The following is a 12,881-nucleotide window of genomic DNA, read 5'->3' on the forward strand; positions in this document are numbered from 1 at the left end:
TCTTCGTGGAGCCTTCCGCTTTCACGAGGAATTCGCGGTCGCCGTCGAGCTGCTCAACAAGGGGCTGGTCGACGTCAAGCCGCTGATATCGGCAACCCTGTCGTACCGCGATTCGGCCCGCGCCTTTGCGCTGGCGGCCGATCGTACGCGGGCGATGAAAGTGCTGCTGAACTTCGAGTGAACGCATCCCCTCGCGCCATTCTCGAGCTTCGATCCCATCCGCCAGCACTTTGCGCTCGAGCATCACCTGTTGCGCCCACCGCCCTATCGCAAGCAACTGGCTGCGCGCTTCGACGCCTGGCGTCTTTTCACGGGCCTCACCCAAAATCCGCTTGCCGCCTTCTGAATCGCAACGCCGCCTGCCGATGTTGCGACCATTCACCTTCAACGTGACAAGGCCCTTCACGTCAGTCGAGGGTCGCCCGCGCCAGAAAGGGGGCCAGCTGTTCGCGCGCCATTTCAGGCGTCACCACATCCGCGGGGTCGAGCTTTTCGTAGCTATAGCTCTCCGGGTCATCGTAGATGCGCTCCGCAATGAGCTTCGGCTGCGGGTCGTTGGTGTACGAGAAGATCTGGAACAGATGGTGGTTCATGAGGTAGTAGGCACCGGGATCGGCATCGATGTCGTGGTCCCCGAGGCAGCTGCCGGGCACCACGTGGGTCCAGACGGCCTCCGTGGTGACGCCATAGTCCTCCGCGCCCATGTTCATGGTGCGCGCACCCATGACGTTCTGCCGGGTCTCGAACGCTTCCCTGTAGAACCCTTCGACGGCTACCTTTCCCGATAACACTCGCATCTCCCTGCGATCTCCCACGCGGTACATGGGCTCGTCGATCGTGAGTTCGGGCACGATGATCTGATCCCAATAACCGGCAACCTCCAGCAGAAGGTGACGGAAATAGTTCTTGAGGATTGCCCGGTGCAAGGGCTTCTGTGTCTGCTCCAGAAAGCGTTCGACCTGTCGCGGCCACTCGGTGACGTCGAACTTCAGCGGAATGCGCATGAGGGTGAGCGCGTCGGTTGTATTGAGCGCTGGGCTGCGCCCGGACAGATTTGCGGTTGTCATCTTCTCTACTCCTGGTGAATTCCCGATCGGCGATAGCGGGCTCGCCGCTGCCGAATCAGGAGGTGATTCCGTGTCCAGCCTGGGCTAGAAATTCACGGCGTCTCGCCCTTTCAGGCGAAGCATCTGCCTGGCCTCATCGGGCGTGGCGACATCGAGCGAAAGCGCCTCGATGGCTGTCCTGATGCGGCGGACCTGATCGGCATTGGAGCGAGCGAGACGACCCGGACCGTCCCACAACGAGTCTTCCAGTCCCACGCGCACATGGCCGCCGACAGCAACTCCCAGGGTCGCCATGGGGATCTGATTGCGCCCCGCACCCAGCACCGACCACACGTATGCATCCCCGAACAGGCGCTCAGCCGTTCGGCGCATGTGCATCAGGTCTTCCACTTGCGCGCCGATGCCGCCGCGCAGGCCGAACACGGACTGAATCAGGAGCGGCCCCTTGACGAGACCGCGATCCAGAAAATGCGCAGCGGTGTAGAGGTGGCCGATGTCATAGCACTCGATCTCGAAGCGCGTTCCATTGGCCGAGCATGACCTCAGGATGTATTCGATGTCCCTGAAACTGTTGCGGAAGACGAGATCGTCGCTGTTCTGCAGGTACGGTCGCTCCCAGTCGTGCTTGAACTCCTTGAAGCGATTCAGCATCTCGTAGAGTCCGAAATTCATCGAACCCATGTTGAGCGACGCGACCTCGGGCGCGAACTGGGCCGACCGTCTGACGGGTCACGTGCGTGAAGGTGCACGATGGCCGCGCCCGCGCTGGCTGCATCCAGGGCAGCCTGCGCGATCTCGGCTGCCGTCACTGGCAGGTAGGGCGACATCGAGGGCGTGTGGATCGCGCCCGTGATGGCGCAGGTGACGATGACCTTGCGCGGATCGGACATTGGTTTTCCTCAGTCGCCGTCGATGACGGGGTTCGAGAGCAATCCGACGCCTTCGATCTCCACTTCGCAGACGTCACCTGCCTTCATGAAGATCGGTGGATTTCGAGCTGCGCCGACGCCCGAAGGCGTGCCTGCGATGATGATGTCGCCGGGCTCCAGCGCAAAGGGCTCAGAGCAGACGGCGACGAGGCGTTCGACGTCGAAAATCATGTCGCGCGTATTGGCATCCTGCAGGATCCGACCGTTGAGGCGGGTTTGCAGGCGCAGCCCCACCGCGCCGCGAGGCAGTTCATCGGCGGTGACGAATTCAGGCCCGAAGGACCCAGACCGGTCGAAGTTCTTTCCCATCATCCATTGAGCGGACTTCGTCTGGTAGTCCCGAACGGAGCCGTCGTTGAATATGGAATAGCCAGCCACATGCTCCAGTGCACGCGCCTTGTCGATGTAGCGGCCCGCCTTCCCGATCACTACGACCAGCTCTCCTTCGTAGTCGAACTGGGTAGACACGTGCGGCCGCTCCAGCGGCATGCCATGCCCCACCCATGAACTCGGGTAGCGATGGAAAAGCACAGGGTACTTTGGCGGCTCGAAGCGGCTCTCCGCCACGTGGTCCACGAAATTCAGCCCCACGGCGATAGCCTTCGCGGGCGCGGCAACAGGAGGCAGCCATGCGATCTCCGACGCATGCAATCGGCTGCGCGCGGTCTCTCCGGCGTGCCTGGCTGCTTCCATGCCGGCGGACCCGGCGCGAAGCAGTTGATCCAGCGTGGAAGGCAAACCTTCGGCAGTAAGGTTGACGATCTCCTGATCGATACGCAGGCCGAGTGCAGGTTTGCCGTTGCTGTTGAATGCTAGAAGTCGCATGGTGTGATTCCTGTTGCTAGATCACGGAAAGCAAGCCACCGTCGACCAGAAGCGCGATGCCGCTGACGTAGCTCGACATGTCGGAGCCGAGCCACGCGACCGCATCGGCAATCTCCGATGGCTTGCCGAGGCGCCGCAACGGCGTGCGCTGCCTGAAGCCGTCGGATACGGCGGCAATCGCGGGATTGGTGCGCAGAAGATGCGTGTCGATGATTCCTGGGGCGACTGAATTGACGCGAATGCCTTCAGGTCCCAGCGCGTCGGCAAGGGCCTTTGCCATCAGCACGACACCGCCTTTGCTCGTCGAGTACGCCACGGTCATGCCAGCACCGGCGATCCCGCCCATGCTGGCCATCAGGATGATGCTGCCCGCCCTGCCGCGCGCCTTCATCTGCCGCGCCGCTGCCTGAGCACTGAACAGAACGCCATCGAGATTCACAGCCATCAGCCGGCGGTAGTCTTCTTCGGCTACATCGGCACCGTCCGAACGCAGCGTGATGCCGGCATTGCACACCATCACATCCACTCCGCCGAACTCCGAAGCCGTATCGAGCAGTGCGTCGACCTGCGAACGCTTGCTCACGTCCGTGCGATGAAAACGAACGGCGACGCCAAGCACCTCGATTTCCGAGACGATCGTGCTGCCGCCTTCATTGGAAGTCTCGGTGATGTCCGAGACGATGACGGCCTTTGCACCATACTGGGCAGCACCGATCGCGATGGCCCGTCCAATGCCGCTGGCCGCGCCGGTGACGAGGACGACCTTGCCTTCGAGAATGTTGCTCATGTCAATCCTGCCCCTGCATGGCTGGCGGCCAGGCGCCGAGTTGCCGCAGCAAGGAGAAGAGATTCGCTACGCCCCAGTGCTCTGTGATCTTTCCGTTCTGAACGCGCATGGCATCGACGGTTTCGAAGTGGATCTTTCGTCCAGTGGGCGCAATACCGAACATGGCGCCCTGGTGCGTGCCGTGATAGGTCTTGAACGTCGTCACGACGTCACCCTCGACACGCTGCCAATGGATGTCCGCGTGAAAGTCCGGAAACGCGGTGCGCAGCGTCTTGTAGAGGGCCCAGGGCGCCAGCCTTGTCCGGCGTGCAATTGGGCTGCGGCGTGTGGTCGAGGAAGTCATCGGCAAAGAGCTCGTCGAAGAGCGCGTAGTTGCCACCACCCTGGACCTCTTCGGTATTGCGGCGGATGAGGGCCTTTGCCGCTTCGCCCGCAGCGTTCGTGGTGCTCATGATGTTCTCCGGGAAGGGTCAAGACTCAACCGAACAGCTTGGCTGCCGTCTTTGCAATCAGCTCGCCCTGGTGCCGCGCACCCGCGAGATCGATCTGCGTCGGCTGACGCGATCCATCGCCTCCGGCGACGGTGGTCGCCCCGTAGGGAGCACCTCCGACGATCTCGTCGACGCTCATCTGGCCCTGGTGGCTGTATGGGAGCCCGACGATGGTCATTCCAAAGTGCAGCAGGTTGGTGATGATCGAGAACAGCGTCGTCTCCTGGCCGCCATGCTGCGTGGCAGATGAGCTGAATGCGCCTCCGACCTTGCCGTGGAGAGCACCACGCATCCAAAGCCCACCGGCCTGGTCGAGGAATGCAGCCATCTGCGATGACATGCGACCGAAGCGCGTGCCCGTACCCACGACGATCGCGTCGTAGCTCTCGAGGTCCGCAATCGCCGCGATGGAAGCCGTCTGGTCGAGCTTGAAGTGCGCGGCCTTCGCGACCTCCAGGGGCACGGTTTCGGGTACGCGCTTGATGTCCACCTGCGCCCCCGCGCTTCGCGCGTCCTCGGCCACCGCTTCGGCCAACTTCTCGATGTGGCCATAGGACGAGTAATACAGGACAAGAACTTTGCTCATGATGATCTCCAGGGTTGCTGGTGCGGCCGAACGCAGCGGCCGCGAGCCGACGTCATTACCGGGGTCCTGTCGTAGCGGACTCCGGCGTGCTGCGATGACATGCCTGAAGACTAGGAGCTCGTCATTTCTTCCGGAAGCCTGTTTGTCTCGATGGCATCCATCGTCGGAGCCGATGGCAGCCGATTTCCCGCGGACCTCGCTAGCCGCAGCTTCCAATGTGGCCGCACGCCGTGCAGAAGTCGCAACCGTCCTTCTGGATCATCGTGGCGTTGCCGCATTCGGGACACACGGCGCCGAGCATGGGCAGCGGCTGGTCGGCCATGGTCACGGGGGCTTGCAGGATGCCCATCGCCCGCAGCGGATATCCCTCGGCGTCGAGCACGCCCAGCATGGCATAGCGATGGATGATCAGCCGCGCCACATAAGCAACGGTCGAAGGCCAGACCTGCTGACGCTGGCTGCCCGCCGGTAACCCCGGCACAAACGCCATGAAGTGGCCCAGGGGCTCGGCGTAGTTGAGCAGCTTGCGCAGCTTCATGCCGATCCATGCCGGGTCGAGCACGCGCATGTCCAGCGACAGAATTCGCACCAGCCCGTCCAAAGCCCTCGGGTAGTTGCCCGAGAGTCCCAGCGCGCACGGCCGGGCAACCTTGCCGCCCTGCCCGTCCGGCAGCAGGACTTCCTTGAGCATCAAGGTAAAGGTCTCGTCGCTTGCCGGGTTGTGCACGTCCACGGCCCAGGCGAGCGTTCCGTTGGGCCCGGTCTGCGGCTCCTCGCGACTGAACAGCGCGTCGATGACCGGCGTGGCCGCGCCCTCTGCGCCCTTCTCGCCCTCGTCGCCCTGCCAGAGCCCCATCTGGTCGCAGCGCCAGCGGATCACCGCCGCGGTGGCCGCCACGACGCCAGGAAAACGCCGCATCTCTCCGTTCGGCGGAAACGGCATCTCGAACGAACGCTCTTCCTGCACGGTGGTCAGCACATCGAGCTTCAGGCGCATCCACGTGGCGTCCTTGGCGCGAAGATCCATCGACAGTGTCTTCGCCAGCGCACCCAGGCCACGCGGCTGCTCGGCGCCGTTGATCCACACTTCGAAGGGCGCTTGCTTGCCATCTTCTGGCAGTTCGCCGATGAAGAGAGCGAACTCGCCGTAGGGATGACGAACCATGTACGACCACGCGGCGTTCCCCGCCGGCAGGTCCGGGCGGCCCGGCCAGCGCAGTGACGCGAGCACCGGCTGCGGCATGCGTTCGAGCAGCAACCGTTCGTTCAGCGGGCCGGCATCGATCGTCATGGGTTGCTGCGCACCGGCCGAAGATGGCGTGCTCAGCACCGCGCCCAGCACGGCATTGGGCCGATAGGTGGCCATGCCCTTCAGGCCGGACTTCCAGGCACGCAGATACAGGTCCTTGAAATCCGAATAGGGATAGTCGGCGGGCACATTCACCGTCTTCGAGATGCCCGTGTCCACATGCGGCGCCACGGCCGCGACCATTTCCTCGTGCGCCTGCGCGCTCATTTGCAGCGCAGTCACGAAAGCCTCCGTGAGCGGCGCAGCCTCTCCCTTCAGATGCCGGTACAGCCGCCATGCGTGGTCTTCGACCGCATGCTCTTCGAAGCCGCCTTCGGGCGTGCGCTTGCGGCGTGTGTAGGTCCACGAGAACGCTGGCTCGATGCCGTTGCTGACGTTGTCCGCGAAGGCAAGGCTGATGGTGCCCGTGGGCGCGATCGAAAGCAGATGCGAGTTGCGCAGGCCCGTCGCACGGATGCGCTCCTTGAGGGACGCGGGCAGCCGCGAGGCGAAGGTGTCGCGCCTGAGATAGAGGTCGGCGTTGAACAGCGGAAAGGCGCCCCTCTCCGCCGCGAGTTCAATCGATGCTCCGTATGCGGCATCGCGCAGGACCTCCGCAATGCGCCTGGCGGCATCGCGCGCCGCGGCGCTGTCGTAGCGCAGGTTCAGCATCACCAACGCATCGCCGAGCCCGGTAAAGCCCAGGCCGATGCGGCGCTTGTTGCGCGCCTCTTCACTCTGGCGCTCCAGGGGCCACACGGAGATGTCCAGCACGTTGTCGAGCATGCGCACCGCCACGGCCGCGAGCCGCGCGAAGGCCTCCTCGTCGAAAACAGCATCCGCTTCGAAAGGATGGCGCACGAACCGTGTCAGGTCGATGGAGCCGAGGCAGCAGCATCCGTATGGCGGGAGCGGCTGCTCGCCGCAGGGGTTGGTGGCCGCGATGCTCTCGCAATACGAGAGGTTGTTGTCGCGGTTGATCCTGTCCAGGAACAGAACGCCAGGCTCCGCATGGTCGTAGGTCGATCGCATGATCTGGTCCCACAGCGTGCGCGCCGACACCGACCGATAGACCCACAGGCCGTCTTCGCGCTGGCGTTCGCCGCCGCCTTTCCAGCGCGGTCCCGGTGCGGCGCGGTGCACCAGTTCGAAAGGCTTGTCTTCCTGCACCGCATTCATGAACGCATCCGTCAACCCGACCGAGATATTGAAATTGCTCAGGTCGCCCTCGTCCTTGGCATGGATGAATTCCTCGATGTCCGGATGGTCGCAACGCAAGACGCCCATCTGGGCGCCCCGGCGCGAACCCGCGGACTCGACCGTCTCGCATGAACGATCGAAGACGCGCATGTAGGACACCGGCCCGGATGCGCTCGACCGCGTGCTTTCAACCCAGGCGCCGCGCGGGCGAATGCGCGAAAAGTCGTAACCGACGCCCCCGCCACGGCGCATGGTCTCGGCCGCTTCGGTCAGCGCGACGTAGATACCAGGATAGCCTTCGTCGTCGGCCGCAATGGAGTCGCCCACCGGCTGCACGAAGCAATTGATCAGCGTTGCGGACAAGGCCGTGCCGGCCGCCGACTGGATGCGCCCCGCAGGCAGGAAGCCATCTTCCAGAGCACGCAGGAAGCGCGACTCCCATTGCGCGCGCAACTCAGGCTTCTCGGCTTGAGCGACCGCGCGGGCCACGCGCCGACAGACGTCGGCGATGCTGCGCTCGTCGTCCTTGGCGTACTTCTCGAGCAGCACCTCGCGGCTGATCGGCTGCACAGGCAGCGTCTCGCGCGTGGGCGTAGGCGAAGTCTTCAGGGCATCGGTATCCGTCGACATGGCGCACCCTCTCGGATGAAGCACAGGCGTACATGATGCGATGCCAACGGGTCTTTCGTCCAGCCCGGGGCCGGCGCCGCCGTTTTTGCTTCTTGAACCATGTCGCGGTAGGCTCGTGGCTCCCGCGCCCGAAGCGCAGCCGAGCCCATGGAAAAGCACTACCTCGCACCCCTGTTTTCCCCTGCCTCCGTCATCGTCTTTGCCGGAGCACGCGGTGAAACGGGCGGCCCGTCCGTGCCGGTGCTCGTCGAAGCACTGCAGGAGGCCCTGCGCGCGCAGCGCTTTGCCGGCACGCTCCACTTCCTCGACATCCACACAAGTGGAACGCTCGGCGATCTCGCCCAGGCCCGCGCGGATCTCGCCGTCATTGCGCTGCCGCCTCAGGAGATCGCCGCCGCGCTGGAGCTGGCGGGGCGCATCCGCTGCCGGGCCGCGTTGGTGATATCGAACGGCATCGACAACGGGCAAGCCGCGGCCCTCAAGAAGATCGCCCAGCGCGAGGACATGCATCTGCTGGGGCCCAACTCGCTGGGATTCCAGCGCCCGCATCTGCAACTCAACGCCAGCGTCGCGGGGCCGCTGGCCAAGCCGGGCTCGCTGGCGCTGGTGTCGCAGTCAGGCGCGCTCACTGCGTCCATGCTGGATTGGGGGCGCAAGAACATGGTGGGCTTCTCGGCGGTCGTGTCGGTCGGCCCGCACAGCAGTCTCGACATTGCCGAAGTGCTCGACTTCCTGGCGCACGACTCGCAGACGCAGAGCATCATCGTGTACTTCGAAGGCATCAACAACGCGCGCCACTTCATGAGCGCGCTGCGTTCCGCAGCCAACGCCAAGCCGGTGGTCGTACTGAAGGCCGGACGCAAGCCTGCCGGCAACGAAGCCGCGCAAACGCACAGCAGCACCATCGTCGGCAGCGACGATGTGTTCGATGCCGCACTTCGCCGCGCGGGGGCCGTGCGGGTGCGCTCTTTCGTGGAGCTTTTCTCCGCAGCCAAGTGCCTGGCCTCGCGGTACCGGCCCGTGGGGCGGCGGCTTGCAATCATCACCAACGGGGGCGGCCCCGGTGTGCTCGCGGCGGATTGGGTCAACGAAATCTCCCTCGACCTCGCCAAGCTGTCGCCGGCGTCGGTCGCTGCACTGACGCCCCAGTTGCCGGCATTCGCGTCGTTGTCCGACCTGATCGACCTGTCTGAAGACGCCACGCCGGTCAACCTGGAGGCGGCCATCGCGGCGGCCGGCAAGGACCCGGCTGTCGATGGCCTTCTCGCCATCTATTCGCCCAAGATCGGCACCGATGCATCGGCGATGGCGCGCGCGCTCGTCAGCGCGCACCGCTCCATCAGCAAGCCGCTGCTGTCGTGCTGGATGGGCGATGCGTCGGTCGGCGAGGCGCGCGCGATCATCAACGAGGCGGGCATCCCCACCTTTCGCACGCCGGAAGCCGCCGTGGGTGCCTTCGGCAACATCGCGGCTTTCTACCAGAACCAGCAATTGCTGCAGCAGATCCCGCCGCCCTTGTCGACGATGGCCAAGCCGGACATCGAAGGGGCCAGGCTGGTAATCGAAAGCGTGCTGGCGGAGCGGCGCAAGGTGCTGACCGAGATGGAGTCCAAGACCTTGCTCTCGGCCTTTCACATCCCGATCACGAGGACCCTGCTGGCACGCACTGCGCACGAGGCCATGATGATCGCGACGCAACTCGGCTTTCCGGTAGCCCTCAAGATCGATTCACCCGACATCAGCCACAAGTCTGACGTGGACGGGGTGGCGCTCAACATCATGAATGGCGCCAGCGCGCGGGACACCTACCTCGACATGGTGGAGCGCGTGAGGCGCCTGATGCCCGATGCGCGCATCAACGGCGTGACGGTGCAGAAGATGGCCCGGGCGCATCGTGGGCGCGAGATCCACGTCGGCCTGGTGACGGACAAGCCTTTCGGCCCGGTGATCGTCTTCGGCGCGGGCGGCACCATGATCGAACTCATCAATGACCGCTCGATGGAGCTTCCGCCGCTCAATACCTTTCTTGCGCGCCAGCTGATTGCGCGCTCGCGCGTGGCCGAAACGCTGGGAGAGTGGCGGGGCGCCAGCGCGGTCGACATGGAGGCCCTCGAGCAACTGCTGTTGCGTGTCTCCGAGATGGTGTGCGAGCTGCCCGAGCTGCGCGAGATGGACATCAATCCGATCATCATCGACGCTTCGGGCGCAGTGGCGGTGGATGCCCGCATCCTGATCGACAGTGCGTCGCGGCCAGCCAGTGGCCGCTCGAACGACTATCACCACCTGTCGATACTCCCCTACCCCGCCCGGCATGAGCGCGTATGGCCGATGCCCGGCGGCGGCATGTACACCGTGCGGCCCATTCACCCGGGCGATGCGCAGATGCTGCAGGAACTGGTGCAGCACTTGTCGCCGCAAAGCCGCTACTTCCGCTTCGTGTCCTGGTTCCAGGAACTGCCGGCGACCATGCTGTCGCGCTTCACGCTGATCGACTACGACCGCGAAATGGCGATCGTGGCGGTGTTCTCCGAGCGTTCCACCGATGCGTCGGGCGCCAGCCACGAGACGGAACGCATCGTCGGCGTGTCGCGCTACATCACCAACCCCGACCAGCGAAGCTGCGAGTTCTCGCTGCTGGTCGCGGATGAATTCAGCGGCAAGGGCATCGGTTCTAGACTGATGGAAAGCATCATCGAAGCGGCGCGCGAGAAGGGCCTCTCGGAAATCGATGGGCTCGTCCTGACAAGCAATTCGGAGATGTTGAAGCTGATGCGAAAGCTGGGCTTTTCGGTCAAGCGTTTCGACGAGGATCCCGATTTCCGGCTGGTGACCTTCAACCTCTGAACCGGGCGACGATGTTGCCGTCTCGCAGGAGGTCAAAATCCGCAGATGCAACAAGCCAGATTCACATTGCTTCGATTTCCTCGCATCGCCTCCTTGATGTTGACCGCGACGGCCGCGCTCCTCGCGGGATGCGCCTCCGCGCCGCCCGCTGGGACGTCATCGCCTGCCGTTGCCGCTCAGAGTACACAACCCACGGCGAAGCCTCCTGCAACAGCAACGCCAGTAGCGCCAACAGCCCCTGCAGTGCCGCCCGCCGACGACGCAGCGTTGCAGCAAAAATTCGCTGCGTGGGTCGCAGACTTCCGCACATCCGCGCGCGCGTCGGGCGTCAGCGAAGCAACGCTGCACAGCGCCTTTGATGGTGTTCAATTCCTGCCGCGAGTCATCGAACTCGATCGCGCCCAACCCGAATTCACGCGCTCCGTCTGGGACTACCTGGACAACACCGTGACAGCTCAACGCGTCGCGCTCGGCCAGGACAAGCTGCTTCAAGTGCGCACCGAAGCCGACGCGGCCGCACGCCGCTATGGCGTTCCGCCCAGCATCGTGGTCGCGATCTGGGGCATGGAAAGCAATTTCGGCGGCAACTATGGCAGCACACCCACCATCGACGCATTGGCAACGCTCGGCTTCGAAGGGCGCCGCGAAGATTGGGCAAAACGCGAATTGCTGTCGGCACTGAAGATCCTCGACAACGGCGACATCGTTCGCGAACGCATGATCGGCTCCTGGGCCGGGGCCATGGGCCAGACGCAATTTTTGCCGTCGAACTTCCTGGCCTATGCAGTGGATGCGGATGGCGACGGACGGCGCGACATCTGGGGCAGCATGGCCGACGTCACTGCCTCCACCGCCAATTTCCTGGCCCGTTCAGGTTGGCAAACAGGGCAGCCTTGGGGCGTCGAGGTTCGCTTGCCGGAGGGCTTCGAGTACGCCCGCGCGGACATGGCCGTGCGCCAGTCCTCCGCCCAATGGTCGGCCGAAGGAATCAAGAGCATCGACGGCAACGCACTGCCGGATTTCAGCGACGGCTCGATCCTGCTGCCCGCCGGCTCGCGCGGACCGGCCTTCCTGGTTGGACCGAATTTCCGCGCGATTCTTCGCTACAACAACTCCACCAGCTACGCGCTGGCGGTCGGGCTTCTCGCGCAACGGCTGGATGGCGGCCCGGGCGTGCAGGCGGCCTGGCCGCGCGACTTGGGCACTCTTTCGCGCAGCCAGTTGATCGAACTGCAGACTGCGCTCAATCAACTTGGCTTTGCAACGGGCGCACCCGACGGTGTCATGGGGCCGGCTACGCGCGATGGAGTGCGCCGCTACCAGCGCAGCATCGGAATGCCCGCAGACGGTTATCCCAGTGCGCAATTGCTTCAGCGTTTGCAGCAGCCGTAGCCGAAGCCTCCATCAACGAACAAAGGACGCGAGCGGTGGCAGCTTGAACCATGGCAAGGCTGCGTCTACATTGGGCGCGTTTGCACGGCGGTCTTTTTTTCTTCTTTCTTGAAAGTCCAAAGGATTCCCATGTCCAGGCTACGTGTTCAATGCTTTTCCGTTTCACTCGATGGCTTCGGCGCCGGGCCGAATCAGAATCTCCAAAATCCGCTCGGCGTTCGAGGGCCCGAGTTGATGGAATGGTTCTTTCCCACGCGCGTGTGGCGAAAGATGCAGGGCCTCGAAGGCGGCGAAACCGGCATCGACAACGACATGGCAGAACGAGCCTTCGAAGGCATTGGCGCGTGGATTCTGGGTCGAAACATGTTCGGTCCCGTGAGGGGCCCATGGCCAGACGATCGTTGGAAGGGCTGGTGGGGCGATGAGCCGCCATATCACACGCCAGTCTTCGTGCTGACGCAGTATCCCCGCGCTCCGCTCGCAATGGCTGGCGGCACCGAGTTCCGCTTCGTCACCGAAGGCATCCACGTCGCCTTGGCACAGGCGAAAGCCGCTGCGGGTGGGCAAGACATTCGCCTGGGAGGCGGCGTATCGACAGTCCGGCAATACCTTCAGGAAGGACTCATCGACGATCTGCATCTCGCCTTCAGGCCCGTGTTGCTGGGGTCCGGCGAGCATCTCTTTCGCGACATCGACTTGCATGCACTGGGTTATGAATGTGCTGATTCAGTCGCGGGTGAACGCGCAACGCATGTCTTTCTCAAGAAGCGCTGACACACCGCGGAAACTGAATTGTCGAACCTGAGACTTCCAGTCAGGTTGACGCTCTATGATTGACTCAC

At 63.9% G+C, this 12,881-nt stretch carries 10 protein-coding genes and 3 pseudogenes; 5 read left to right on the forward strand and 8 right to left on the reverse strand.

Features of this window, described 5'->3' with window-relative positions:
• A pseudogene (locus AC1DEK_RS23150) lies at positions 1-181 on the forward strand (L-idonate 5-dehydrogenase); the annotation flags it as partial.
• 21 nt (positions 182-202) lie between these two features.
• Positions 203-346, forward strand: a pseudogene (locus AC1DEK_RS23155) (IS6 family transposase); the annotation flags it as partial.
• Positions 347-407: 61 nt separating this feature from the next.
• Here AC1DEK_RS23155 and AC1DEK_RS23160 read toward each other — a convergent pair.
• The 8 genes and pseudogenes from AC1DEK_RS23160 to AC1DEK_RS23195 all read right to left on the reverse strand — a co-directional run bounded on the left by AC1DEK_RS23160 (position 408) and on the right by AC1DEK_RS23195 (position 7,803).
• Positions 408-1,067, reverse strand: a complete 660-nt coding sequence (locus tag AC1DEK_RS23160) for a hypothetical protein (RefSeq protein ID WP_478127644.1) — start codon at positions 1,065-1,067, stop codon at positions 408-410.
• 84 nt (positions 1,068-1,151) lie between these two features.
• Positions 1,152-1,957 (reverse strand): annotated as a pseudogene (locus AC1DEK_RS23165) (beta-keto acid cleavage family enzyme).
• A 9-nt stretch (positions 1,958-1,966) separates the two neighbouring features.
• Positions 1,967-2,821 carry a fumarylacetoacetate hydrolase family protein gene (locus tag AC1DEK_RS23170; protein WP_478127645.1) on the reverse strand — a complete coding sequence of 285 codons (855 nt, stop codon included), beginning with the start codon at positions 2,819-2,821 and terminating at the stop codon, positions 1,967-1,969.
• A gap of 16 nt (positions 2,822-2,837) precedes the next feature.
• Positions 2,838-3,608: an SDR family NAD(P)-dependent oxidoreductase gene (locus AC1DEK_RS23175; RefSeq protein ID WP_478127646.1), complete on the reverse strand. Its 771-nt coding sequence runs from the start codon at positions 3,606-3,608 to the stop codon at positions 2,838-2,840.
• Position 3,609: 1 nt separating this feature from the next.
• A complete protein-coding gene (locus tag AC1DEK_RS23180; protein WP_478127770.1) occupies positions 3,610-3,921 on the reverse strand; it encodes an ester cyclase in 312 nt (103 codons plus the stop codon).
• Positions 3,818-4,060 carry a hypothetical protein gene (locus AC1DEK_RS23185; RefSeq protein ID WP_478127775.1) on the reverse strand — a complete coding sequence of 81 codons (243 nt, stop codon included), beginning with the start codon at positions 4,058-4,060 and terminating at the stop codon, positions 3,818-3,820. The genes AC1DEK_RS23180 and AC1DEK_RS23185 overlap by 104 nt, the downstream gene beginning before the upstream one ends.
• 25 nt (positions 4,061-4,085) lie before the next feature.
• The gene (gene wrbA / locus AC1DEK_RS23190) at positions 4,086-4,685 is read right to left on the reverse strand and encodes an NAD(P)H:quinone oxidoreductase (RefSeq protein WP_478127647.1); all 600 of its coding nucleotides are present in this window, start codon (positions 4,683-4,685) and stop codon (positions 4,086-4,088) included.
• Between the two features lie 199 nt (positions 4,686-4,884).
• Positions 4,885-7,803, reverse strand: coding sequence for an adenosylcobalamin-dependent ribonucleoside-diphosphate reductase (locus AC1DEK_RS23195; protein WP_478127648.1), 2,919 nt, complete (start codon positions 7,801-7,803; stop codon positions 4,885-4,887).
• Between the two features lie 147 nt (positions 7,804-7,950).
• Here AC1DEK_RS23195 and AC1DEK_RS23200 point away from each other — a divergent pair, with 147 nt between their 5' ends.
• The 3 genes from AC1DEK_RS23200 to AC1DEK_RS23210 all read left to right on the forward strand — a co-directional run bounded on the left by AC1DEK_RS23200 (position 7,951) and on the right by AC1DEK_RS23210 (position 12,813).
• Entirely contained in the window at positions 7,951-10,647 is a 2,697-nt protein-coding gene (locus tag AC1DEK_RS23200) for a bifunctional acetate--CoA ligase family protein/GNAT family N-acetyltransferase (RefSeq protein ID WP_478127649.1), read from the forward strand.
• A gap of 96 nt (positions 10,648-10,743) precedes the next feature.
• A complete protein-coding gene (locus tag AC1DEK_RS23205; protein WP_478127771.1) occupies positions 10,744-12,039 on the forward strand; it encodes a lytic murein transglycosylase in 1,296 nt (431 codons plus the stop codon).
• Between the two features lie 129 nt (positions 12,040-12,168).
• Complete coding sequence (locus tag AC1DEK_RS23210; protein WP_478127650.1) at positions 12,169-12,813, forward strand: dihydrofolate reductase family protein; 645 nt, start codon at positions 12,169-12,171, stop codon at positions 12,811-12,813.
• Positions 12,814-12,881 lie beyond the last annotated feature (68 nt).

It is taken from the genome of Variovorax sp. 10N420, from assembly GCF_056394705.1.